The sequence below is a fragment of the Bacteroidia bacterium genome, from assembly GCA_041391665.1.
Classification (GTDB): Bacteria; Bacteroidota; Bacteroidia; order J057; family J057; genus JAGQVA01.
Map to the genome: position 1 here is coordinate 1,933,252 of JAWKNO010000001.1, position 22,409 is coordinate 1,955,660.

At 46.1% G+C, this 22,409-nt stretch carries 21 protein-coding genes and 1 tRNA gene; 11 read left to right on the plus strand and 11 right to left on the minus strand.

Annotation, left to right across the window (positions count from 1 at the left end):
- Positions 1-16 precede the first annotated feature (16 nt).
- The 3 genes from R3D00_08160 to R3D00_08170 all read left to right on the plus strand — a co-directional run bounded on the left by R3D00_08160 (position 17) and on the right by R3D00_08170 (position 3,449).
- The gene (locus R3D00_08160) at positions 17-907 is read left to right on the plus strand and encodes a DUF4249 domain-containing protein (GenBank protein MEZ4773142.1); all 891 of its coding nucleotides are present in this window, start codon (positions 17-19) and stop codon (positions 905-907) included.
- 96 nt (positions 908-1,003) lie between these two features.
- Positions 1,004-1,927 (plus strand): dihydrodipicolinate synthase family protein, encoded by a 924-nt coding sequence (locus R3D00_08165; protein MEZ4773143.1) that lies wholly within the window; start codon positions 1,004-1,006, stop codon positions 1,925-1,927.
- A 19-nt stretch (positions 1,928-1,946) separates the two neighbouring features.
- The gene (locus R3D00_08170; GenBank protein MEZ4773144.1) at positions 1,947-3,449 is read left to right on the plus strand and encodes an aldehyde dehydrogenase (NADP(+)); all 1,503 of its coding nucleotides are present in this window, start codon (positions 1,947-1,949) and stop codon (positions 3,447-3,449) included.
- Between the two features lie 79 nt (positions 3,450-3,528).
- On the opposite strand, the gene R3D00_08175 is transcribed toward R3D00_08170, so the two are convergent.
- Entirely contained in the window at positions 3,529-3,789 is a 261-nt protein-coding gene (locus tag R3D00_08175; protein MEZ4773145.1) for a hypothetical protein, read from the minus strand.
- A 193-nt stretch (positions 3,790-3,982) separates the two neighbouring features.
- Between R3D00_08175 and R3D00_08180 the strand changes: the two genes are divergently transcribed.
- The 3 genes from R3D00_08180 (at position 3,983) to R3D00_08190 (ending at position 7,022) form a co-directional block, all read left to right on the plus strand.
- Positions 3,983-4,645, plus strand: a complete 663-nt coding sequence (locus R3D00_08180; GenBank protein MEZ4773146.1) for a transposase — start codon at positions 3,983-3,985, stop codon at positions 4,643-4,645.
- Positions 4,646-4,752: 107 nt separating this feature from the next.
- Positions 4,753-5,751: a 4-hydroxyproline epimerase gene (locus R3D00_08185; GenBank protein ID MEZ4773147.1), complete on the plus strand. Its 999-nt coding sequence runs from the start codon at positions 4,753-4,755 to the stop codon at positions 5,749-5,751.
- A gap of 2 nt (positions 5,752-5,753) precedes the next feature.
- Positions 5,754-7,022, plus strand: a complete 1,269-nt coding sequence (locus tag R3D00_08190) for an FAD-dependent oxidoreductase (GenBank protein ID MEZ4773148.1) — start codon at positions 5,754-5,756, stop codon at positions 7,020-7,022.
- A gap of 2 nt (positions 7,023-7,024) precedes the next feature.
- Here the strand turns inward: R3D00_08190 and R3D00_08195 are convergent, their stop codons facing one another.
- The 7 genes from R3D00_08195 to R3D00_08225 all read right to left on the minus strand — a co-directional run bounded on the left by R3D00_08195 (position 7,025) and on the right by R3D00_08225 (position 15,800).
- Positions 7,025-7,786, minus strand: a complete 762-nt coding sequence (locus R3D00_08195) for a LytTR family DNA-binding domain-containing protein (protein ID MEZ4773149.1) — start codon at positions 7,784-7,786, stop codon at positions 7,025-7,027.
- A 36-nt stretch (positions 7,787-7,822) separates the two neighbouring features.
- A complete protein-coding gene (locus R3D00_08200; protein MEZ4773150.1) occupies positions 7,823-9,352 on the minus strand; it encodes a bifunctional metallophosphatase/5'-nucleotidase in 1,530 nt (509 codons plus the stop codon).
- 91 nt (positions 9,353-9,443) lie between these two features.
- Positions 9,444-10,280 carry a transglutaminase family protein gene (locus R3D00_08205; GenBank protein ID MEZ4773151.1) on the minus strand — a complete coding sequence of 279 codons (837 nt, stop codon included), beginning with the start codon at positions 10,278-10,280 and terminating at the stop codon, positions 9,444-9,446.
- A gap of 12 nt (positions 10,281-10,292) precedes the next feature.
- Positions 10,293-11,915 carry a carboxyl transferase domain-containing protein gene (locus tag R3D00_08210; protein ID MEZ4773152.1) on the minus strand — a complete coding sequence of 541 codons (1,623 nt, stop codon included), beginning with the start codon at positions 11,913-11,915 and terminating at the stop codon, positions 10,293-10,295.
- Positions 11,916-11,969: 54 nt separating this feature from the next.
- Positions 11,970-13,109 carry a lysylphosphatidylglycerol synthase transmembrane domain-containing protein gene (locus R3D00_08215; GenBank protein ID MEZ4773153.1) on the minus strand — a complete coding sequence of 380 codons (1,140 nt, stop codon included), beginning with the start codon at positions 13,107-13,109 and terminating at the stop codon, positions 11,970-11,972.
- A 130-nt stretch (positions 13,110-13,239) separates the two neighbouring features.
- Entirely contained in the window at positions 13,240-14,919 is a 1,680-nt protein-coding gene (locus tag R3D00_08220; GenBank protein MEZ4773154.1) for a glycosyltransferase family 39 protein, read from the minus strand.
- A gap of 32 nt (positions 14,920-14,951) precedes the next feature.
- Positions 14,952-15,800 carry a Rossmann-like and DUF2520 domain-containing protein gene (locus R3D00_08225; GenBank protein ID MEZ4773155.1) on the minus strand — a complete coding sequence of 283 codons (849 nt, stop codon included), beginning with the start codon at positions 15,798-15,800 and terminating at the stop codon, positions 14,952-14,954.
- A gap of 35 nt (positions 15,801-15,835) precedes the next feature.
- Here R3D00_08225 and R3D00_08230 point away from each other — a divergent pair.
- The 3 genes from R3D00_08230 (at position 15,836) to R3D00_08240 (ending at position 17,661) form a co-directional block, all read left to right on the plus strand.
- Positions 15,836-15,910 (plus strand) — tRNA-Val (locus R3D00_08230).
- A gap of 44 nt (positions 15,911-15,954) precedes the next feature.
- Entirely contained in the window at positions 15,955-16,614 is a 660-nt protein-coding gene (gene mqnB / locus R3D00_08235) for a futalosine hydrolase (protein ID MEZ4773156.1), read from the plus strand.
- 93 nt (positions 16,615-16,707) lie between these two features.
- The gene (locus tag R3D00_08240) at positions 16,708-17,661 is read left to right on the plus strand and encodes a hypothetical protein (GenBank protein ID MEZ4773157.1); all 954 of its coding nucleotides are present in this window, start codon (positions 16,708-16,710) and stop codon (positions 17,659-17,661) included.
- Positions 17,662-17,741: 80 nt separating this feature from the next.
- Here the strand turns inward: R3D00_08240 and R3D00_08245 are convergent, their stop codons facing one another.
- From R3D00_08245 to R3D00_08255, 3 genes are all read right to left on the minus strand, one after another.
- Positions 17,742-19,295 carry an Rne/Rng family ribonuclease gene (locus tag R3D00_08245; protein ID MEZ4773158.1) on the minus strand — a complete coding sequence of 518 codons (1,554 nt, stop codon included), beginning with the start codon at positions 19,293-19,295 and terminating at the stop codon, positions 17,742-17,744.
- Between the two features lie 260 nt (positions 19,296-19,555).
- Complete coding sequence (locus R3D00_08250) at positions 19,556-20,419, minus strand: tetratricopeptide repeat protein (protein MEZ4773159.1); 864 nt, start codon at positions 20,417-20,419, stop codon at positions 19,556-19,558.
- Between the two features lie 17 nt (positions 20,420-20,436).
- A complete protein-coding gene (locus tag R3D00_08255; protein ID MEZ4773160.1) occupies positions 20,437-20,733 on the minus strand; it encodes an HU family DNA-binding protein in 297 nt (98 codons plus the stop codon).
- Positions 20,734-20,921: 188 nt separating this feature from the next.
- On the opposite strand from R3D00_08255, the gene mutY reads away from it, so the two are divergent.
- Together mutY and ssb are read left to right on the plus strand one after the other, a co-directional pair.
- Positions 20,922-21,938 carry an A/G-specific adenine glycosylase gene (gene mutY / locus R3D00_08260; GenBank protein MEZ4773161.1) on the plus strand — a complete coding sequence of 339 codons (1,017 nt, stop codon included), beginning with the start codon at positions 20,922-20,924 and terminating at the stop codon, positions 21,936-21,938.
- Positions 21,920-22,387 carry a single-stranded DNA-binding protein gene (gene ssb / locus R3D00_08265; GenBank protein MEZ4773162.1) on the plus strand — a complete coding sequence of 156 codons (468 nt, stop codon included), beginning with the start codon at positions 21,920-21,922 and terminating at the stop codon, positions 22,385-22,387. The genes mutY and ssb overlap by 19 nt, the downstream gene beginning before the upstream one ends.
- The last annotated feature ends 22 nt before the right edge of the window (positions 22,388-22,409 follow it).

Here is a 22,409-nt window from a genome sequence, read left to right on the forward strand (position 1 = left end):
TTGTAAATGGTTCATTATGAAACATATACTATTCATTTTGGTGGTTAGTTTGACGATAACCGGATGCCAGAAAATCATTTCGATACCCGTGCCAGTACAGGAATCTCGCCTGGTCGTCTGGGGATTTTTGAATCCGGATGAAGAAATTTCGGTTACGATCAGCCAGACTGCACCCGTTTTTGAAAATCACCCCAAGAACCTGAGCGTGAAAATAGCTCTTCCCGCTCTTTATGAAAACGGTATTTTTCGCGAAAATCTCGTTCATGTTCAGGATGGCATCTATCAGTCGCCGAGTGGAATCGTGCCAGTTGTTGGAAAAACCTATCGTGTATCCGTGGAGGCTGCTGGTTTTGCAAAAATCGAATCCCCTGACGAAAAAGTTCCGGAAAAATTAAAACTCACTTCCTTTGTTTTTCAGGACTCTGCTATTTCTGCAATCAATGAAGGACGCGCGGCGGGTGTGCTTACCCTGATTTTTAATGACGATCCGCTGAACAATAACTATTACGGGGTTCAGATTATTCCCTTTGAGACAGAAGATGAACCTTCGGGTTCGCTCGATTGGCTATTGGGATATGACGAAACTTCACAAGAACTTTGCGGTGTTCTTTCGAGTGGAATTGGGACGGTAATTTCGGATGTTTGCCTTAATTCCGTAGGCGGAGATACTGTGAGAGTTGCGATTGAAACCAGCTACGATTCCTCCGATGGTTTTCGTAAATATCATCATCTGGAAGTATTTATATACAGCATTTCTGCTTCATATTACAGCTTCCTCCAAAGCCAGCGTACTCCCGAAGGGCTGGAACTGGCTTTCTCTGACCCCGGTTCTCTTTTTTCGAATATTTCGGGCGGTTATGGTGTATGGGGAACCTTCGCCGTTTTTCACCGGCGGGTGGACCTTTAGTTTGCTAAAATCCTACCACCTTCTGCCAATATATTTCTAGCAACCGCAAGGCATTGTCGTTAAATTTACCGAAATTTTACCGACAATTCTTTTGCTATGAATGTAAACTGGACCGGAATTTACCCCGCAGTAACTACCAAATTCCTCGCCGACGAATCCCTTGACCATGAGGGTTTTGCCTTCAACCTAAACGCCCAGATTGAGGCCGGAATAGATGGCATTATCGTCGCTGGTTCTCTTGGCGAAAACAGCGTCCTTACGCCGGAGGAAAAACAACTGCTCCTCCATACTGCACAAAAAACCAGTGCCGGGCGCGTACCGGTTCTGATATGTGTGGCTGAATGCACCACCCGCGACGCTGTCGCTTTTGCCCACACTTCGCAGGAAAACGGGGCCGATGGCCTCATGGTACTCCCGCCCATGCGTTACCCCGCCGATAGCCGCGAAACACTCCAATACCTTCACCGCGTGGCAGAATCGGTTGACCTCCCAATCATCATTTACAACAATCCGCTGGCTTACAATATCATGATCACGCCCGATATGTTTGCCGACCTCGCCCAACACCCCAATGTGCAGGCTATCAAAGAATCCTCCGGCAATGTCCGTTACCTCACCGACCTGATCAACCGCTTTGGCAAACGCTACAAAATCCTCTCAGGGGTGGATGATCTCGCCATGGAAAGCATCATCCTCGGTGCAACGGGCTGGGTAGCCGGACTGGTCAACGCTTTTCCACGCGAAACAGTAGCTATTTACCGGCTGGTACAGGCTGGAAAAATCGCCGAAGCCCGCGAAATTTACCGCTGGTTTTTCCCGCTCCTTCACCTCGATGTGTCCACCAAACTGGTGCAAAACATCAAACTCGCAGAAGTCGCCACGGGTCTCGGTACAGAGTATGTCCGCGAACCCCGGCTGCCACTCGCAGGTGAGGAAAGAGAACAGATCTGGAAAATCATTCAGGATAGCCTCGCCTCCCGCCCGGATGTCGAAGCTTATCTGAAAACTATTCACGCTTAATCCTTAGACTCAATTTTATATGTACGCTATTAATCCCGCAACCCAACAACCGCTTCCCGGAGAGTTTCCCGCCACACCGGCTACCGAAATCAACCGCCTGGCAGAACAAGCGCATGAGGCTTTTGCCATTTACCGCCAGAAAAGCGGAAAGGAAAAGGCAACTTTTCTCCATGCGATTGCAGACGAAATTCTCGCTCTGGGCGACGAACTGATTCAAAGAGCGGTCGCTGAGTCCGGTTTACCCGAAGGCCGTATCACGGGCGAACGCGGACGTACCGTGGGGCAGTTGCGGATGTTTGCCGACTATGTGGCAGAAGGTTCGTGGGTGGACGCGCGGATAGACTTTGCCCAACCTGAAAGGCAGCCGCTGCCCAAACCCGATATCCGGCAGATGCTGGTTCCGGTGGGAGTGGTGGTAGTGTTTACTGCCAGTAACTTCCCGCTGGCATTTTCCACCGCGGGAGGAGATACCGCCTCTGCCCTTGCCGCCGGAAATCCGGTGATTGTCAAAGCCCATGAGTCGCATCCCGGCACACACGCGCTGGTAGCGAAGGCGATACAAACTGCCGCTGAAAAAACCGGTATGCCCGCAGGCGTATTTGCTTCGGTATATGGACAGATACCCGAAGGACAGACATTGGTAAAACATCCGCTGGTAAAATCGGTGGCGTTTACCGGTTCTTTTCGTGGGGGAAAAGCTCTGTACGATGCCGCAGCGGCAAGACCTGAGCCGATACCCGTATTTGCTGAAATGGGTAGTATCAACCCAGTGATTTTACTGGAAAAAACACTGGAAATACGCGGAAAAGCTGTAGCCGAAATGTATGCAGGTTCGGTGACAATGGGCGCCGGACAGTTTTGCACCAATCCCGGACTGCTGATCGGAAAAGGAGGGGCTCATCTCGATACATTCATTCAGCATCTGGGGGCGGCCATTCAGGCGATTTCTCCCGCGACCATGCTCAATGAAAAAATCTATCGCGGGTACGAGTCCGGGCGGGGCGAAATGCTCAGTCAGAACGGTGTAAACCTCGAAGGGCAGGCCGAAAAAGCGGGCGATGAATGGCGGGGATGTGGCACCGTCGCTTCAGTGAATGGGGCTGATTTTCTGGCGAATGTACATTTACAGGAAGAAGTGTTTGGCCCGTTTACCCTGGTAGTAAAATGTGCTGACGATGCAGAGATGCAAACGGTGGTCAGCCAGCTCCGGGGGCAACTTACGGCAACTGTGATGGGCGAACCGGAGGAAATGGTTGCTCATGCCAACCTGTTAGGTGGATTGCGGGAGAAAGTAGGCAGGCTCATATTCAACGGAGTGCCTACGGGTGTGGAGGTATGCCATTCGATGTTTCACGGGGGACCATTTCCCGCTACGACAGACAGCCGTTTTACTTCCGTAGGATCAAACGCGATCCGTCGGTTTGCGCGGCCAGTGGCCTATCAGAGCTGGCCGCAGACCCTGCTTCCGGAGGAGCTGAAGGATGGAAATCCGCTCGGAATAAAACGAATGGAGGTGAAGTGAGGGCGGGAAAGAGGTTTGGATTGGGAGAGATTGTAGATTTTTTCTCACAGATTTCAGTCCTCCCTTTTGACATCAAATCCTAAAACTCCCCCATTATACTCACGTACGGAATCCACAATAATACACTGTACTCCCTGATACTCGCCCGGGAGATCGTGGTTTCGGTGGTACCCAGATTGGAAGTAACAAATATTTCCCAGGTGCTATCGGGATGAAACAGTCCGTTGACCACTAGTCGGGGTTCCGGTTCGGGAATCGGATAATCCTTCCAGGTAAAACAGCCGCCTAGCAAGACTGCAAGGCTGAAAAGAGCGAGTAAATGAAATCGTGTAGCTTTCATAGTGTAAAAACGAAGTAAATACACCACTCGTCTGAGGTAAAATGTGGGAAAAATTATCATCATTCTTTCTTTCCGATGGATAAAAAGGTTTTTCTATATTTGGATACCTTTTTTCACGGGTCAGTATGCGTTCGCAATGGCGTTGGACACATTACACTCATTAAACTAGGTTTAAGGAGAACAGAAAGAATGCATGGATAAATTTCAAAATAAATATAGAATACCTTCTGCTCGATTAAAGGGGTATGATTATGGGGCGAATGGAATGTATTATGTAACCATTTGTACCAAAAATCGCTTGCATTATTTTGGTGAAATCGTCTCTACGCCAAACGTGGCGGCGGATAATTTGGGCGTTGTAGAGACGGATAATGTAGGCGTTGTAGAGACGGATGATGCGGACGTTGTAGAGACGGATAATTATCCGTCTCTACAACCGACCGAAATCGGAAAAATCGCAATAAAATTTTGGCAGGAAATTCCTGAACATTTCCCATTTGTCGAATTAGATGAATTTATCATAATGCCCAATCACATTCATGGTATTTTGGTGTTTAATAAACCTGATAAAACCGATTGGACACCCAATCAATTTGGGGTTCAATCGCAAAATTTAGGTTCCGTAATAAGAGGGTATAAAGCGTCTTTAAAAAGATTTGCGAACCAAAATAATATTGAATTTGAATGGCAACCGCGATATCACGACAGAATCATTCGCGATGAAAGAGGATTGAACGCCGTCAGACGATACATCATTGATAACCCTGCAAATTGGAACAATGATTTATTGAATATGAAATCCAATGTGGAATCCAATGTGAAATCCAATGTGGATGTAGAGACGGGTAATTTGTAGAGACGGATAATTTGTAGAGACGGATAATTATCCGTCTCTACAAATAATCACCCGTCTCTACAAAAAACCATTGAATGATTTATTGAATTTGAAAATTCTCCTAACCTATGCGCAAAACCTTCTTTTGTATAGACGCTCACACCTGTGGAAATCCTGTACGCCTTGTAGCAGGTGGCGGGCCTCACCTCGAAGGGGCTTCCATGAGTGAACGCCGCCAGCATTTTCTCCGCGAATATGACTGGATTCGCCGTGGGCTGATGTTTGAGCCGCGTGGCCACGATATGATGTCGGGCAGTATTCTTTATCCTCCCAATGACCCTGCTAATGATGTGGCGGTGCTGTTTATCGAAACCAGCGGCTGTCTCCCTATGTGTGGGCATGGCACGATTGGCACGGTGACTATTGCCATTGAAGAGGGGCTGGTAACTCCCCGCATTCCCGGAAAACTCCGCCTCGAAACACCCGCCGGGCTTGTGGAGGTTTCCTTCGTTCAGGAAGGCAAAAAAGTGCGCTCCGTGCGCCTCACGAATGTGCCTGCTTTTCTCGCCGCTACAGGTATCAACGTCGAATGCCCTGACCTGGGTATGCTTACCGTGGATGTCGCATACGGGGGCAATTATTACGCAATCGTCGATCCGCAGGATAACTTCTCCGGCATCCAGAATTTTACAGCCGGAGACCTGATCCGCTGGAGTCCGGTACTCCGCCGCCGTATCAATGAAACCCATCGGTTTGTTCACCCCCAAAATCCCACCATCAATGGACTTAGCCATATCCTTTGGACAGGCGATACATTGAGCCCGGAAGCCGACGCCCGCAACGCGGTGTTTTATGGCGACAAAGCCATTGACCGGTCTCCGTGTGGCACCGGGACTTCTGCGCGTATGGCGCAGTGGGCTGCCAAAGGCAAACTTGGTGTGGGAGATTCTTTTGTGCATGAAAGTTTTATTGGTAGTAAGTTTACCGGAAGGGTGGAATCAACCGCAAGGGTAGGGGATTATGAGGGTATTGTGCCGAGTGTGGAAGGCTGGGCAATGGTTACGGGGTATAATACCATTGTGATTGATGACGATGACCCTTATGCACATGGCTTTCAGGTGATTTGACAATGAAACAAAATAGAAAAATACTGATTGTCGGTGGTGGCGTAGTGGGGCTTTTCTGCGCCTGGTTTTTGGTTGAAGAGGGTTTTGAGGTGACGATTATTGAGCGGGAACCAATGGAGTCGGACGCAGGCTGTTCAACGGGGAATGCCGGAATGATCGTTCCCAGCCATTTTATTCCGCTTGCCGCACCGGGGGTTGTCCGCCAGGGTTTTCGCTGGATGATGAACCCCGAAAGTCCGTTCTATATTCGTCCGCGGGCGAATATGGATCTGCTATCCTGGGGCTGGCGTTTTATCAAGGCTTCAAATGCGGCGCATGTCAAACGGTCTATTCCCCTACTCCGCGATCTCAATCTGGAAAGCAAACGGCTCTATGCGTCTTTAAGCCAAAAAGAAGGATTTAGTTTTGGCTGGGGGGAAAAGGGGATTTTGATGTTGTTCAGGACGGAGAAATCGGGAGAAGAAGAAGCAAGAACTGCCGAAAAAGCCAATGAAATCGGCCTGAAAGCACAGATGCTTTCTCCTGCGGAAGTACAAGCGCTGGAACCTGGGGTGAAAATGGATATCCATGGAGCTGCATACTATCCCGGCGACGCACATCTTCATCCCAATTCTTTGCTGGCTTCGCTCCGGCAACAACTCATTCGGCGAGGGGTGGAAATCTTTGACTACACAGAAGTGAGGGGGATCGGGGTATCGGGAAATACAATCAGTCAGGTATGTACGTCCTCCGGCGATTTTCATCCTGATGAGGTAATCATTGCCGCGGGTTCCTGGTCTGGAAAACTGGCGGGGCTGCTGGGCATAAAACTTCCTATGCAGGGCGGAAAAGGTTATAGTTTTATGATTGGGGAGGAAAAAAATCACCCGCAAATTCCTGCAATCATGACAGAAGCCAGGGTAACGGTTACCCCGATGAACGGACAGTTGCGGTTTGGCGGTACACTGGAAATTGCAGGCGAAGACCGATCGGTGAATCTGCGCCGGGTGCGGGGCATTGTGCGGGCTATCCCGAAATATTTTCCTGAAATCAAACCTGAGATGCCTTCCCAGCCGGAAGAAGTCTGGCGTGGCCTGAGGCCTTGTTCGCCCGATGGGTTACCCTATATTGGCAGGTCGGAGAAATATGCAAACCTTATATTTGCAACAGGCCACGCGATGATGGGTATTAGTCTTGCACCTGTAACGGGAAGACTGGTTGCGGATATTCTTGCCGGGAAAAAATCACAGATACCGATGGCGTTGTTGAAACCAGAAAGGTATGCTAAGTAAAATTATCCTTCGATAGACATTCGCTTTAAAAATTCGGACTTTCTGCGGGCAGAGACGTCAATATTTGTTCCGTCGGTAAGTTCTACATAACCTCCCCGGCCACGGGTGTAGTTTTTGAGATAGTTGAGATTGATGAGGTGAGACTGGTGAATACGGAAAAAATTGTATTCGGCCAACATCTCATCGTACTCTTTGATCGTACGTGAGACAAGGATACGACGCCCATCCTTAAGAAAAATGAAAGTATAATTCCTGTCAGACTCACAGCGAATGATTTCGTCAGGGTTTACGACCGTAAATCCATTAGTGGTCGGCAGGACAATCCGCTTGAAATTTTGTCCTATGTTACGGATGTTGCGGATCAGCGCATCAATTTGTTCGGACTGATTCCCCTGGGTTCCGGATTTGTGTTTTTCGACTACTCTTTCCGTCGCGTGCTGGAGCTCTTCAATATCGACAGGTTTCAGGAGATAGTCGGTTGCTGCAAACTTGAACGCACGCATGGCGTACTGATCGTAAGCCGTAGTGAAAATCACATCAAAATTGAGCACTTCGGCTTTTTCCAGTACCTGAAAGCCATCTCCGTCAGGCAATTCGATATCAAGAAAGACGAGATCTGGCTGATGTGTTTTCAGGGCTTGCAGAGCGTCTGCTACATTACCAGCGATAGCTACCACTTCCACACCATCGCAATACTCGGTAACCAGTTCCTTTAAAAGCTCCTGGCTATTTTTTTCATCCTCAACAATTAAGGCTTTTATCATAATCAGTTAAACTAGTTCTTAAATCTGATATCCAATTTACCGTTTTTTCAGATAATCCACTAATGCAAGTCGAATATCGCGGCTCAGGTCTCCGGGCCCAGGGTATTCAATGGAGATGATGTCGGGATTGGTTTTTGTGAAAAAAGACATATTTGCCTCCAGGCCGGTTAATAGAAAGTCGGTAGTCGCTACCCGATAGTTGCTTTGATCATCAATAATTTTTCCATCCACATACCAATAGTCCCCTTCGGTAGAGATTTTATAGGTTTGGAGGTAGCCGCCGGTTCCCCGGTTTTTTTCGCCGGCTTCGAGCAGTTGTTTGAGTAGCTTGCCGCGCATTTCCACCGTAACGATCCCCCCGCCAAAAGGCAGCGCTCTGACAATATCAAATTCGGTAATATTACCAGAGAGCTGGTCGTCAATTCTGACAGAACCTCCATTAAATAACGAACAATCCGGGTTATTGCCTGCGGCAAACATAGATTTCGCAATAATCACCCCGAGGTTGGTGGGACGTGTACGAATGGTTTTTTCAAATCCATCGAGTGGTTCGGTAACTGTAGTTACGATTTTTGTCATCTCAAAACCCAGTTCGGAGAAAGCTGCATAGGCGCGTGTTTCCCATGCCTTTACCTTGGCATCAACAACCGGATCCAGTGCAATGGATTCGTTTAGCTGAATAAGTTCTGATTTTACCGCAACCGTTCCGGTAGGTTCCTGAAAGCTGATCCGGTGTACATAAGCACTTTTTGCGTTTGCATCAGCTTTGGCGATGGGTACTTCTCCTATTTTTTCAAAATGGTTTTCGTGCTCATGCCCTCCCATGATCAGCTTAAGATCAGGCAGTCGCCGGGCAAGTTCCTGATCCTGTTCAAGCGAAAGATGGGTAAGTGCGATCACAAAATCTGTTTGACTTTGCAAGTGTTGATAAACTTTTTCGGCGTAGGCAAATTCTTCTTCATACAGGACAAAATCTACAGGGTTGACATTCAGGCAAACTGCCATAACGCCAATCCTGATCATTTTCCCCGTGGCACTTTTCACCTGCCAGATGCTGTATTCGGGAAGTGGCACATCTCCGGAAGCGGTTTTATGGGTAAAAGCAGTAACCGTATTTCCGGATTTATGGCGAATATTTCCGCTGATCCATTCAAAATTTGCTTCATTGATCCGGTCGATGAGATCTCCTTCTGGAATATCAAATTCGTGGTTTCCAAAAGTGGCAAGATCTACGCCGGTCTGGTTCATGATATCGACCATATGCGCGCCACGAACCCTTTTCCCGTCGAGTTTTACTGTGCCGATGACAGATGGATTCAAAAAATCACCAGCCAGGACGGTATATGTGTTTGGATTTTGGGCGACCAGTTGATTTCGTAGCGTGGCTACTCTGGCCATTCCGCCGGATTTTCCTCCTTCGAGCGGCGCGATTTCATATACATCATTGATATGAAGAATTGACACTTCTGTGGTTGTGCCTGAAGTATTTTGGGTTAACCGGGTGGATTTGCAACCCCATAAAAGCGGTATCAATGCCACAAAAATGACGAGAATTTTCCTATGCATGTAAGCAAAAATTTGGCGGAGGCAATGCTGTTTACCTCCGCCCATAATTACATAATTCGCACAAAAGTCGCAATGGTAACCGGGAAATTCCTTATTCGGCATTGATTTCTTTCATCAATCTTTCCAGGCTTTCGACTTTTTCCTGATTTTTTTTCTTCTGAAAACAGACAATCAGCGTCTGAATCATTTCATTTAATATCTGTACGGGAGAACTTGCCCGGTAATATTGTTCATGATTGGTGACATTCAGATCCTTGAGGTACCGGGTAAGATCTTTATAAGTGAAAAATGTGCCCCGGTTGAATACATCGATATACAATTCATCTTCGTGGCCAGGGACTGTCAGTACAAAATATCCCGGAAGGATAACACCCTGAACCGGCAAATCCAGTTCATTGCAGATGATCATATACAGAAGACAGAGCGAGATAGGTCCGCCATTTTTGTCCATGAGGACACGGTTTATCAAATAGTTTTCGGGGTCGTAGGGGTTTTTTCGATCCGCCTTATACTTTTCTCTGTCAAACATCATCCGGTTGACGATACGGAGTTTATCAACTGTATTCATACCGGATCTCAGTTCCAACCAGGTTTTGTTGACGAGACGGTTGATGAAGTTTTTATAATCTTCAAGACGTATTTCGGGAAAGTGATACTGAGTCAGGAGAAACCATCCTTCGAGAAGAGAATCATTGCCGGACTTGTACCATTGGCGAAGCGCATCAATCGTGTTCTTACTTTGAATGATATGGATAATGTCTTCAATCCGGCTTTGCGCCAGTTCGTTTTTTTCAGTTTCCCAGGCTTGTTCTAACTGCGGGATTACCTGGCCCCCCAGAGAAATAAGCGTTTGCACGATATGCGTCCCAATTTCGGGGTCGTCATCATCCAGCAAACGGATCAGGGCTTTTAATTCAGTTTCCTTCATCGGTTGGTATGCTTAAGTCTGAATGACACCGGGGTTGAAGGTGCGAAAATGGGGGTTGAGATTCGCCGCTTCAATTCCGGTAGAAATAATTTTTCTCGTATCCTGTGGATCAATAATTCCGTCTATCCACAGTCGTGCCGCTGCATAATAAGGCGAGGTTTGTTTATTATAACGTTCTGTAATTTCATTAAGTAGCTGCTGTTCAACTTCCGGGTCAATAGTTTCTCCTTTTTTCCTGAGAGAAGACACCTGTATTTGTAGCAGCGTGTTGGCTGCCTGTTCGCCGCCCATCACCGCAATCTGTGCCGAAGGCCAGGCAAAAATCAGTCTTGGGTCATAGGCTTTGCCACACATGGCATAATTTCCTGCACCATAGGAGTTCCCGATGATAAAAGTAAACTTGGGTACCACCGAATTTGCCACCGCGTTTACCATTTTTGCTCCGTCTTTGATGATTCCCCCCTGCTCTGACCGGGATCCTACCATAAAACCCGTTACGTCCTGGAAGAAAACTAACGGAATGCGCTTTTGGTTACAATTAAGTATAAATCTGGTGGCTTTATCTGCGGAATCACTGTAAATCACCCCGCCGAGCTGCATTTCTCCTTTGGCAGACCGCGAGATCTCCCTTTGATTGGCTACAATGCCTACTGCCCAGCCATCTACCCTTGCATAGGCTGTATAAATGGTTTTACCAAAACCCGCTTTGTATTCATCAATACTTTCTGCATCTACGATTCGGTTAATAATCTCCCGCATGTCATAAGTTTTTGTTCTTTCCTTTGGGAGAATGCCCGCAATTTCTTTGGGGTGAAGAGCCGGAACTCTCGCTTGAATGCGGCTGAATCCTGCTTTTTCTTTTTCACCGATTTTTCCGATGATAGAACGTATGGTTTGAATACAGGTTTTATCATCCGGCATCTTATAGTCTGTCACACCTGAGATTTCACAATGGGTGGATGCCCCACCGAGGGTTTCTATATCTACGTCTTCGCCAATAGCAGATTTGACCAGATAAGGGCCGGCCAGAAACACCGAGCCTGTACCATCTACAATCAGTGCCTCATCAGACATGATGGGCAAATAAGCGCCGCCAGCCACACATGGCCCCATAATCGCCGCTATCTGGGTGATACCCATACTGCTCATAACCGCATTGTTGCGGAATATTCTCCCAAAATGTTCTTTATCGGGAAAAATCTCGTCCTGCATAGGTAAAAATACCCCGGCACTGTCTACGAGATAAATAATGGGCAAGTGATTTTCTATAGAAATTTCCTGCGCACGCAGATTTTTTTTGCCGGTCATTGGAAACCATGCACCGGCTTTTACGGTTGCATCGTTGGCGACAATCATGCATAACTTTCCTGAGACATGCCCGATGCCTGTGACTACACCAGCAGAAGGACATCCTCCGTATTCCTCATACATGCCATCCGCAGCCAGAGCGCCAATCTCCACAAAATCATCCTTATGATCGAGCAGCATGTGAATCCGCTCACGGGCTGTCATCTTGCCCCTTTCTTTGTGTTTTTCAATCGCTTTGTCTCCGCCGCCCTTGTATATATCTTTTAATTTGTAATGAAGTTTTCTGAGAAGCTCCCGGTTATGGTCTTCATTCAGATTAAAGTTCATGTCGCTATTTGAATAGGTCGTCTTTGGTTTCACGTTGAGGCGGTGTTAATAAGTCTATTTCAAATTTTCAGCGGGTTCCGGATCAGAAGTACTTTTTTCATCACCTCCGGAAATATGTTCCTCCTGAGAAACATTTTTTGTTTTTCTGAATACACGGCGGACCCAGCCAGGAAGAATAATAGGGCCGATAAATAAATACGGGTAGTAACTAATCAACCTCCAGAGGGTGGCCAGGATCAATACGTATCCGGTGGGGGAAAATTCTGCAAAGAGCCGGGAAAATAACCCCTCGGCTACCCCCGAGCTGCCGGGGGTAGGAGAGATAATCATTACGACAAACATAATCGCCTGCCGGGCAAAAGCGACAGTATGCTCAAACATACTCAGGCTTTTAAATGCCGCAAGGACAAAATTCAGCACCAGGTAACGACCCATCCAGGCAATGAAGGTTGCTGACCATGCTTTTGCCCAGAACAGAAAAGACTTGGTCCGAAATTCTTCTGAGGAGATAAGCAGGTCATCGGCCATTTGGGTTCCCGATTTGCGCCAACGCCGGAAAAGTTTGGTGGAAAAAAGGCGCTTGATCGCATGGCTGGTTCCCTGAGGTCTGATAAAAAGGGCAAATGCTAGGAGTAATACGTATAAAAATATGATCCCGTATGCTACCCAGAAGGTGACAATCACCCCCATTCCAAAAGCACCAACTTCTGAGTTTACCCGTGAAAAAACGGCATCCTGCCCCACAAGTACAACGGCGATGGGCAACATGACCAGGTAAAATATTTCGTCAAGGAAAATGGTAATAAAAACAATCGCCGTGCTTCTGCCGGCGGTAATCTTCTCCTTGATAAACATAAAAATCGCAATCGCCGAACCTCCCACCACGGAGGGTGTGAGCGCAGATGCAAATTCCCAAAGCAGTGTTACCTGAATGGCTCGTTTCCACCGAAGTTTCCCATCCGTCAGAATACGCATTCGCCATACATAACCAACGTCCCTGATAATCATCACCAGAAATCCCAGTACTACCCAGATCAACACATCTACCGTCCAGTCTATATCCGTGATGGGATTCAGGCCATTATCCATGACCTTGTATATGGCAAAACCAATAACGGCAATACCAATCAGCACCGGCCATATAATTCGGCTGGGGCGAATTTGATCCAGAATATCCTGTTTTCCTATTGCCATTAGAAAATGGTACGGTTCATACTTTTTACGGTTTATCCCTTTTTCTACAAATTCTGCTTATCAGATCAATTTTCCTACCAAAAGTTCTTCTTATGCTATTTTTTCCGAACCAGCTGACAGATAGAATTGTTTAAGGGGAATTTTCTGCACGCAATATTTCCCTGCTTTTTCTTCTATAAAATACAAATCCCGCAGATTCATACAGTCGCTCGAAATTACGAAATCTTTGCCTGAAGGCTTCGTTTTCCCTGTGTACTTTTACGGCTAAATATACGTCTTTATCGATTTCTCCTTCTGTCAGCCAGGCGATAGTGGGGGCTTCTTTTTGTGCCGGAGGGCTGACTTTACCGTAAAAATAGGGCAAATAACTTTTGTACCAGGCTGTCATTACATATACATCCTGACCTGCAAGCCCGGCGAAAAAATCCTGTGGCGCACCCTGTGTATAGCGGGCAACCCTGGGTACAACAAAACCAAATTGCCCGTTGACAAAAAAAAGCGTCAAAAATACCTGTAAGTACAAAAACTGCTGCCACCGCTGTTTGAAGAGCAGATAAAAATTGACAATCAGTCCGATAAGAAATACGGCCCCAATCATCCATTCGAAGCCACTCCACGCTACTTTCATCGTGAGATTGGCCCGGGCAAATGGATCTGCGATCAACGCTGAAATTTCATTGGTATGTGCTGCTGCAAGGTTGACCATTACAGGTGCAATTCCCCAAATCAATAGCCCTATCGCCAAAATCAGCCATATATCCCAGGTCATGCGTTTTCTCCCGGCCAGTAGTTCTGCAAAGAAAAAAGCTGCAAGAAAAGCTCCGGGAAAATATAACAGGGAAGCATAATGAACAATTTTGGTCTTCACGATGGAAAACAATACCATGATTACCCAAAACCATATCAGCATAAACCGGTGAAGCAGCCGTTCATTTTGGGATTCAGGTTTTAAAGCCATTGCTCTGAAAACAAAAGCACTTAAGGGAAAACAACCCGGCAAAAACACCAGGAAATGGTAATAAAATGGCTGCGCATGCCCGGCTACATCCTGCTGAAATAACCCCAATTGGTATCGCAAAAAATTATTGATAAATTCTGTACCGTGAGCGACGGTTTCGAGCCCGTACCAGCCCATTATCACGATTACCCATGCCGCAAGAAACTTCAGTGTGGCTAATACCGGAATCCGGAAACGGTCAGTGACGAGTTTATAGATTCCGTAAATGAGCAAGGTTACCAGCAGTGCAACAGGCCCTTTGGTAAGCGTGGCAAGTCCTATCCAGAATCCCGCTGCCCACGGCCCGCTATCTGCTGATGCGCGGGAATTATCTTCTTTGATCAGAAAATCATGCCTGAGAATCTGCATGAGTCCCAGGAAAATAAAAAAATTAAATACAGGGTCAATGATTCCCGATTTAAAATAAATGACAGGCAATAAGGTCGCCAGATAAAATCCAGCCAGCAGCCGCGCAAACGCTTCACCTTTAAAAAACAAACCATTCCAGTAAATGGCAGCCAGGGTGAAAATTCCTGCCAGCACATTGGGAAACCGCGCTGCGAATTCATTTACGCCAAAAATGTGCATAGAAAGCGTTTGCAGCCAGAAAAAAAGTGGAGGTTTTTCAAAAAACGGCTGATAGTTGATTTGCACCTGGAGATAATTACCGGTTGTGATCATTTCCCTTGCGGCTTCCGCAAAATTGATTTCATCCCAGTCAAAAAGTGGCGGTGCACCGAGGAAAAGCGCAAACCCCACGGCGCAGATCAAGGCGAGAAGGCTAAAATCACGGATATGGGGGCGAATCGGCATAAAGTTTTGGCGTTGAACGTAAATAAAAAATCTTATAAACGGGAACGCAGCCCGGGTTGGATGATTGTTGAAAACTGGCGGTAAAGGTTGGCAATTTCCGGCTGATCGTGTAGTAACTGCAAATGTTTTTCAATGGTGATCATATCACTTCTGATCGCGGGACCGGTCTGACTTTGTGCAGGGCCTAAAGAAAATACATTTTCAAGATGTCCCATAATTAAAGCCTGATAAACAGAAAAATCAACGGTTGGATTGATTTCCTGGGAGAGGCGGTACAGACAATTTGTAAAATTATTGACGAGCACCGCACCCAGATGGAGCCGGAGGCGAGACTGGCTATCCATAACCTGTACTGTTTCAGACAGCGATTGGGCCAAAGGGAGAATCGTTGTGAGCACAGTTTCAGACCCTTCTGCGAAAACCGGAATCTGCAAAAATGATTTTGTGATCTGCGCTTTAAAAGATTGCAGCGGATAGAGTACCCCAATATTTTCGCCCAGGGGCGATAAAACCTCTAAGGGCGTGCTTCCTGAAGTATGGATAACGATTACATCCGTAGAGATTATCGCGGCAAGTTGATGTGCAATCTGAGGCAAAGCCTGGTCACCTGTGGTAAGGAAAACGATATTTACTTCCGGCGGAATGGCCGTAAGGTCAGTATGACCCACAGGGATTTTGAGAGATTTTGTATAAAAATTTACTTTTTCGGAAGATCTGGAAATAAGGGTAGAAACAAAAAAACCGGCCTGATTGAGCGCAGGTATGAGGCTCCATGCCAGATTTCCGGCACCGATAACGGCAATATTACTATCTGAGGGGCTGATCATTGCCCAAAGGTAATGAATTCTATTTTCACAGCCTTGTGTGGAGTTGTATTGCATTTGTCGGATATTCAAACCATATTTGCAGCCTGAATGGGACGTTAGCTCAGTTGGTTTAGAGCGCTGCTTTGACAGAGCAGAGGTCACTGGTTCGAATCCAGTACGTCCCACTTCCCTTCCCATTTCATCCGTGTCATTTTCAGCGGTATCTTCAATGTTAATCTTACTGGTAGCTGCGACAGAATTAGAATCGGCCTGGCTGCGTGAGGCTATGGGGTTCCGCAAGGAAGGTCATTTATATGTTTCCGATTTTAGGGGACGTAGGATAGAATTGCTGCATACGGGTATTGGAATGGTCAATACGGCCTTTCATCTGGGAAAATATCTGGCAGTTCATCAACCTGACATGGCTGTAAATTTTGGAATAGCAGGCAGTTTTGACTATGCACGGCGCCTTGGCAGTGTGGTGGAGGTGGTAAGTGATACTTTTTCGGAATTGGGGGCCGCAACTCCTGAAAAGTTTCTGGATCTCCAGGCAATGGGTTTTCCTTTGATGGAACATGCGGGGAAATTGTGGTTCAACCGGCTTGAAAACCCTGCCCCGTCGGCGTTAGACATTGTACAGGTGAAAGGAATCACCGTAAATACCGTACATGGTGACCCCGCAGCGATCGAAGTGGTGCGCAAAAGATGGAGCCCGGAAATTGAGACGATGGAAGGAGGCGCATTTTTTCATGCGATGATTCATTCTGAGATTCCGTTTTTTGCCTTCCGGGGTATTTCTAATTATGTAGAGTTGCGCGACCGGAGCAAATGGCAGATACCACTCGCGGCAGAACAGGTACAAAGATTTATAAAAAAGGAAGTTTTATAATATGCAACCCGTTGTCTTGTTCGTAGGTTGTTTATTGGTTAATTCATCCGAAACCCATACATTAGCGAAATAAAAACAGAATTTAACCACACTATGGCAAGCACTTTAGATAGTTCGAAGACAACGAGCAGAGCCATTCTTGTAATTGTAGGCATCCTTGTATTATCAGCACTGGCATATTTTTCGGTAAAATATTTTTCCGAAAAAGGAGCCAATGAAGAGAATGTTGCCACTATAGAAAATCTGAATAACGAAATTCTTCAATTGGAAGAAAAGATCCTTAACCTGGAAGTTGCGATTGAGGATCAGAATATGGAGTTGGCAGAGAAGGATAAACTCCTCGAAGAGAAATATGAAGAACTTGAAGCCATGGTGGGACGGGTTGCCGAGGCAAAAAAGGATAATAAGGCAAATATTGCGAAAATCAAGCAATTGGAAAGCCGGGTTTCTGAGCTGAAAGGTCTGGTTGACCAATACAGTAAGCAGATCGAATACCTCAAAGAACAAAATCGCCAGCTTACCGGGCAGGTTGACAGCCTCGTAGTAATCGAAGGGGAGCTGACTGTACAAAACAAGACACTTACAGCCCGCAATGAGGCGACTTCCCGCGAGCTGGAGCAAACACGGAAAATCGCTTCCGCACTTAAAACCAAGGATTTTCGGTTTATCAATATTAAGAAGCCGGGTAAAAAGGAAAAGGAAGAAGAGGAGTTTTCCCGCCGCACGTTGAAAGATATCAGAATCTGTTTTACGATTCTCGAAAATCCGATCACACCCTCCGGTGAAAAAGAGGTATATCTGGTTTATGAAAATCCGGATGGAACGGCCAATACCAATTTCACCTCAGGTTTTAGCGGAAAATTTATTCACAACGATGAAGAAAAGGTATATACCGTCATGAAGTCCATCAATTATGAAAATGATGCGACAGAAGTGTGTATGGACTATTCACCGGCAGAGGAGAATAAATATCAGAAAGGCACCCAATATGTGTCGGTTTATTGCGACGGTCGGCTGATCGGGCAGGGGACGTTTGAGGTGAAATAAAAAGAAATCGCCACTCAAACATCTGACATGAAGGGATCTGAAATCCTTGTGCCGGATGTTTGCGTGGCGATCTTAATAGGTTAGAATTTTATTTCTTCCCCTAAAGCATTAAAATACTTAGCAGAGGTGAAAGGCATGGAGACATCGTCCTTGATTTTCACCCAAACCCAGTAGTTTTTAAACCATTTGGCCTGGTAACTATTGAGGAATCCTTTTCTAAGGTAAGAAGCAACAAACGGATTGACATTGATGGTCAGCTTTTTCTCCTTGTTTTGCTTGATAAGGAAGTCAATATTATTGGCGATCTCATCAGCAATAAGAATAGAAGGCTGAATTTTGCCGGATCCATTACAGCTCGGGCATACTTCCGAAGTCTGAATATCAATCTGAGGCCGCACCCGTTGCCGGGTAATCTGTATCAGACCGAACTTACTCATCGGGAGGATAGAGTGTTTGGCGCGATCGGTTTTCATCTCCTTTTTGAGATGGTCATTGAGGATTCGCCGGTTTTCAGACTTTTTCAGATCAATAAAGTCCACTACGATAATACCACCCATATCGCGGAGGCGAAGTTGGCGGGCAATTTCTGTAGCAGCTTCCATATTGACTTTGAGCGCAGTCTCTTCGAGAGTCTGATTGCTGAGATTTTTGCTTCCACTATTCACATCAATGACGTGCATCGCCTCGGTATGTTCAATGACGAGGTATGCCCCATTGGCCATAGATGCCACTTTCCCGAAAGAAGCCTTGATTTGTTTTTCAAGCCCCATATATTGAAATAAAGGGATTTTACCTTTGTAAAGCTTAAGCCCTTTCAGGTAATCAGGCTGGCGTTCTTTCAGATATTCTTCGATGTCTTTGAAGGCCTGAGGATCATCGGTGTAGATGGCGTCGAAGCCATGACTAAGCATATCCCTAAGAATGCTTGTAGCGCGGTTGTGTTCACTTAGGACCTTCACGGGTGCGCGGGAGCTAGGCATGTCCAAAGTCATGGCATGCCACTTTTCAACGATGTCGGAAATGTCTTTGCTAAGAGTAGCAGCGTCTTTTCCACTTGCAGCGGTACGGACGATCATTCCGAAATTTTTAGGACATAGGCTTTCGGCAAGAATCTTGAGCCTGCGACGTTCATCGGCGGAGCGGATTTTTTTGGAAACCGAAACCACATTGGAGAAAGGCACCAGGACGATATATTGTCCCGGGAGAGAGATTTCACTGGAGAGGCGCGGGCCTTTAGTCGAAATCGGCTCTTTTACTACCTGAACCAGGATATCCTGATTGGGTTTAAGTACTTCCTCCATTTTACCATGCTTGTTGATATCAGGCAATGGATTAATGGTTTCCAAAATGTCAGCGCGTCCGATTTTTTCGACCCTGGTTGCTTTCATATATTTGAGCAGAGACCTAACCTGAGGTCCAAGATCAAAATAATGAAGGAATGCATCTCTCGGATGTCCGACATCCACAAATGCTGCATTTAAACCGGGAACGATCTTTCGGACTTTTCCTAAGAACAAATCACCGACAGAGAACTCCTCTGAAAGTTTTTCATGATGGAGTTCTACAATTTTTTTGTCTTGCAGAATGCCTATTCTGAGTCCTTCTTCAGTTTTGCTTACAACTAATTCATTCACTAGCTAAAGTATTAAGCCTAATTCCTCTCCGTGAGGATAAAGCTGAAGCTGAGATGACTGGTGCTAAGGAGATAGTAAGCAGGTCAAAAAAAGAAAAATGAACTGACCGGTGCGTCAATTCGGGCTAGGCATCGCTACTCAACCCGTTATTTTTTCTTCTTATGACGGTTTTTTCTGAGTCTCTTTTTCCGCTTGTGGGTTGAGATCTTATGTCTTTTTCTTTTCTTTCCGCAGGGCATAACGTATCCTCCTGATTTTATTTATGGTAAAGTATTAATTAACTCGCGGGCAGAAAGCTTGATTTCATCATCGGCTTCCTTACTGCGAATGAGTTCTTCCAATAGTGGTTTTGCAAGTGCTGGTTGTTCCATTCTGATGAAAGTAACCGCCAATTGCAATTTGGCCGGGCCGTAATCCGGTGCGTTTTCCAGCACTTTTTCAAATCGCTCACGGGCTTTGTCCAACTGATTGGTCTGAAGGGAAAATACCCCCAGATAATAGCCTGCTTCAATATGATTCGGATTTTTTTCAACTACGGACCTGAGGGTCATAATGCCTTTCATGCTGTTTTCCGGCAATCCTGACTGAATATAACCCAAACCAAGGTACATCAATGCTTCCTCTTCGTTGGGATTTTCTTCCACAACTTTCGAGAGATAAGCAATAGATTTTGCGGAGTATTGGCGAAAAAGCAACGAATCTGACTGGACATAGTCCAATTGAGAGGCTTTTTGGCTCAAAATTCCGGCCTGTATTCTGTTTTTTAAAGAACTTTCTGTCTGAGCCAGTTGGTCAGCATAATCTGCTGCATACTCAAACCGATTTCTCGAAGCCAGCAACTGAACAATGGAATCCAGTATTACTGTTTTCTCCCGGCCTTCAGCTTGCGATAGCTGTCCGACCCATCGGTCATATTTTTCATCCTTAGCCAGAGGCGGGATATTGGCAGAAGCTGCACTGGTCTGCGGTAAGGCCACGCTGGTAGTTCCTAATGCCGTTTCTGTCTTGTTGTGAAGGTTCGATTTATCGGCAAAAAACAACATCAGACAAACCAGCAACCCTACGGCAACTACAATAAATCTAAGAGAACGACCTCCGGTGAATATGGATGAAGAAACAGACATATTTTTTCCCTGATACCTTACGAAGCGGGTTTGATATCAGAGCTTTTTACTTTTTCAACAAATACTTTTGCTGGTTTGAAGCTCGGCACGAAATGCGCCGGGATCTCGATGGATTTGTTTTGTGAAATAATCCGGCCTACTTTTTTCTTTCTTGCCTTTACGACAAAACTACCAAAGCCGCGGACATATACATTCTCACCGTTCGCAAGGGAATTTTTGACAACCGTGAAAAATCCTTCAAGGGAAGCAGATACGTCTGCTTTGTCAATACCCGTCTTTTGGGCAATCTCTACGATTACTTCTGCCTTAGTCACTGTAGGTCTAATTTACTAGTTAAGAAACAATTACGGACAATCGCCTCCCGACAATTGAATCGCAAATTTAGCACAATCGTTTAAATCACAAAACTTTTTCTGACAAAAGCTTTCAGTCTTTCTAATATGCTTTAAAAACTGAAAATAGTATTTTGCGCATTCGGTGATCATTTTCTTATCTGTGCCCTATGAATTTTGGCCTGTATGTTGTTGACTGGTATGAATCTAACGGCAGAAATCTTCCCTGGAGAGAAACGCGTGACCCTTATAAAATCTGGATTTCTGAGGTAATTCTTCAACAGACCCGCATTATTCAGGGTATGGGGTATTATCAGCGTTTTATCCGTCGTTTTCCTGATGTAACTACTTTGGCAGAGGCTTCCCTCGACGAAGTGCTCAAATATTGGGAAGGACTTGGCTACTACAGCCGTGCCCGAAATCTGCATGCCGCAGCAAAGCAGATCGTAAATGATTATCAAGGCGTTTTTCCCGATCACTACGCTGTGCTCCAGAAACTCAAAGGAATTGGGCCTTATACTGCACGGGCAATTGGTTCATTTGCTTTTGGTAATGATACCGGGGTCATCGATGGTAATGTCCTTCGGGTAATGAGTCGCGTATTGGGTGATCCTTCTCCAATCAATAAGGCCAGCACGCGCAACCGGTTTCAGACAATCATCGATGGTTGGGTGAAAAATGTGGATTCCCGTCTCTTTAACAATGGTATCATGGATATCGGGTCGGTCATTTGTACGCCTACCCGTCCGGGATGCCTGATCTGCCCGCTACAATCATCGTGTAAAGCTTATCAGGATGGAATGACGCACCTGCTTCCTGTAAAAGAAAAATCCGCTGACAGAAAAATCAAGTACTACAACTTTTATCTCTCCACCCGGGCCAACGGTGACTTTCTGATCCGCCAGCGCCCCGAAGACGGTCTTTGGGGAGGACTTTGGGAAGTGCCCAATGAAGAAGTGGATTTTGTGGAATGGGAGAAAAAATCAGGTAAACACGGCGGCCAGTTCCTTTTTTCCATGAAACATGTTTTCACCCATTTTGATATGTTTATCCATGTATTTTTGCTCTCCGGTGATTTTTCGGAGGAATGGCCGGAGGCCCAATTTATTTCTACAGATAAAATTTCTATATTTGCTTTTTCTAAAGCAGTGTTGAAGATTTTTGATACATGGCAAAATACGGACTGAATCAGGTGACGCTTATAGGAAATCTCGGCAGAGATCCAGAAATCAAATACCTGGACCAGGGGGTCGCCTTCACCAATCTTTGGATGGCCTGTACCGAATCATACCGTGATAAAAACGGAAATAACGTGGATCGGACGGAGTGGATCAGTGTAAACCTGTGGCGCTCTCAGGCTGAAATTGCAGCGAAATACTGTCGGAAAGGCTCTACCGTATGTGTGGAAGGCCGCCTGACTACCCGGACCTGGGATACCCCGCAGGGTGAAAAACGGTCAAAAACCGAAGTGGAAGGGCGCCGAATCATTCTACTCGACGGTCGCCCCGGTGGTGGAGATCAAAATCCTACCTCTGTTCCCGTATCTGAAACATCCGGCCATTTTCCCGGCTCTGATTCAGGAACTAATCAATTTTCAAATACACCCGGGGAAGGACTCGATGACTTACCCTTCTGACATAATCGTTTTGTTTCACTTA

What these genes read in the sequence shown, in the direction of transcription:
- R3D00_08160 (MEZ4773142.1), top strand. Translation starts at nt 17, where the DNA reads ATGAAACATATACTATTCATTTTGGTGGTTAGTTTGACGATAACCGGA.
- R3D00_08165 (MEZ4773143.1), top strand. Translation starts at nt 1,004, where the DNA reads ATGAATGTAAACTGGACCGGAATTTACCCCGCAGTAACTACCAAATTC.
- R3D00_08170 (MEZ4773144.1), top strand. Translation starts at nt 1,947, where the DNA reads ATGTACGCTATTAATCCCGCAACCCAACAACCGCTTCCCGGAGAGTTT.
- R3D00_08175 (MEZ4773145.1), bottom strand. Translation starts at nt 3,789, where the DNA reads ATGAAAGCTACACGATTTCATTTACTCGCTCTTTTCAGCCTTGCAGTC.
- R3D00_08180 (MEZ4773146.1), top strand. Translation starts at nt 3,983, where the DNA reads ATGGATAAATTTCAAAATAAATATAGAATACCTTCTGCTCGATTAAAG.
- R3D00_08185 (MEZ4773147.1), top strand. Translation starts at nt 4,753, where the DNA reads ATGCGCAAAACCTTCTTTTGTATAGACGCTCACACCTGTGGAAATCCT.
- R3D00_08190 (MEZ4773148.1), top strand. Translation starts at nt 5,754, where the DNA reads ATGAAACAAAATAGAAAAATACTGATTGTCGGTGGTGGCGTAGTGGGG.
- R3D00_08195 (MEZ4773149.1), bottom strand. Translation starts at nt 7,786, where the DNA reads ATGATAAAAGCCTTAATTGTTGAGGATGAAAAAAATAGCCAGGAGCTT.
- R3D00_08200 (MEZ4773150.1), bottom strand. Translation starts at nt 9,352, where the DNA reads ATGCATAGGAAAATTCTCGTCATTTTTGTGGCATTGATACCGCTTTTA.
- R3D00_08205 (MEZ4773151.1), bottom strand. Translation starts at nt 10,280, where the DNA reads ATGAAGGAAACTGAATTAAAAGCCCTGATCCGTTTGCTGGATGATGAC.
- R3D00_08210 (MEZ4773152.1), bottom strand. Translation starts at nt 11,915, where the DNA reads ATGAACTTTAATCTGAATGAAGACCATAACCGGGAGCTTCTCAGAAAA.
- R3D00_08215 (MEZ4773153.1), bottom strand. Translation starts at nt 13,109, where the DNA reads ATGGCAATAGGAAAACAGGATATTCTGGATCAAATTCGCCCCAGCCGA.
- R3D00_08220 (MEZ4773154.1), bottom strand. Translation starts at nt 14,919, where the DNA reads ATGCCGATTCGCCCCCATATCCGTGATTTTAGCCTTCTCGCCTTGATC.
- R3D00_08225 (MEZ4773155.1), bottom strand. Translation starts at nt 15,800, where the DNA reads ATGCAATACAACTCCACACAAGGCTGTGAAAATAGAATTCATTACCTT.
- mqnB (MEZ4773156.1), top strand. Translation starts at nt 15,955, where the DNA reads ATGTTAATCTTACTGGTAGCTGCGACAGAATTAGAATCGGCCTGGCTG.
- R3D00_08240 (MEZ4773157.1), top strand. Translation starts at nt 16,708, where the DNA reads ATGGCAAGCACTTTAGATAGTTCGAAGACAACGAGCAGAGCCATTCTT.
- R3D00_08250 (MEZ4773159.1), bottom strand. Translation starts at nt 20,419, where the DNA reads ATGTCTGTTTCTTCATCCATATTCACCGGAGGTCGTTCTCTTAGATTT.
- mutY (MEZ4773161.1), top strand. Translation starts at nt 20,922, where the DNA reads ATGAATTTTGGCCTGTATGTTGTTGACTGGTATGAATCTAACGGCAGA.
- ssb (MEZ4773162.1), top strand. Translation starts at nt 21,920, where the DNA reads ATGGCAAAATACGGACTGAATCAGGTGACGCTTATAGGAAATCTCGGC.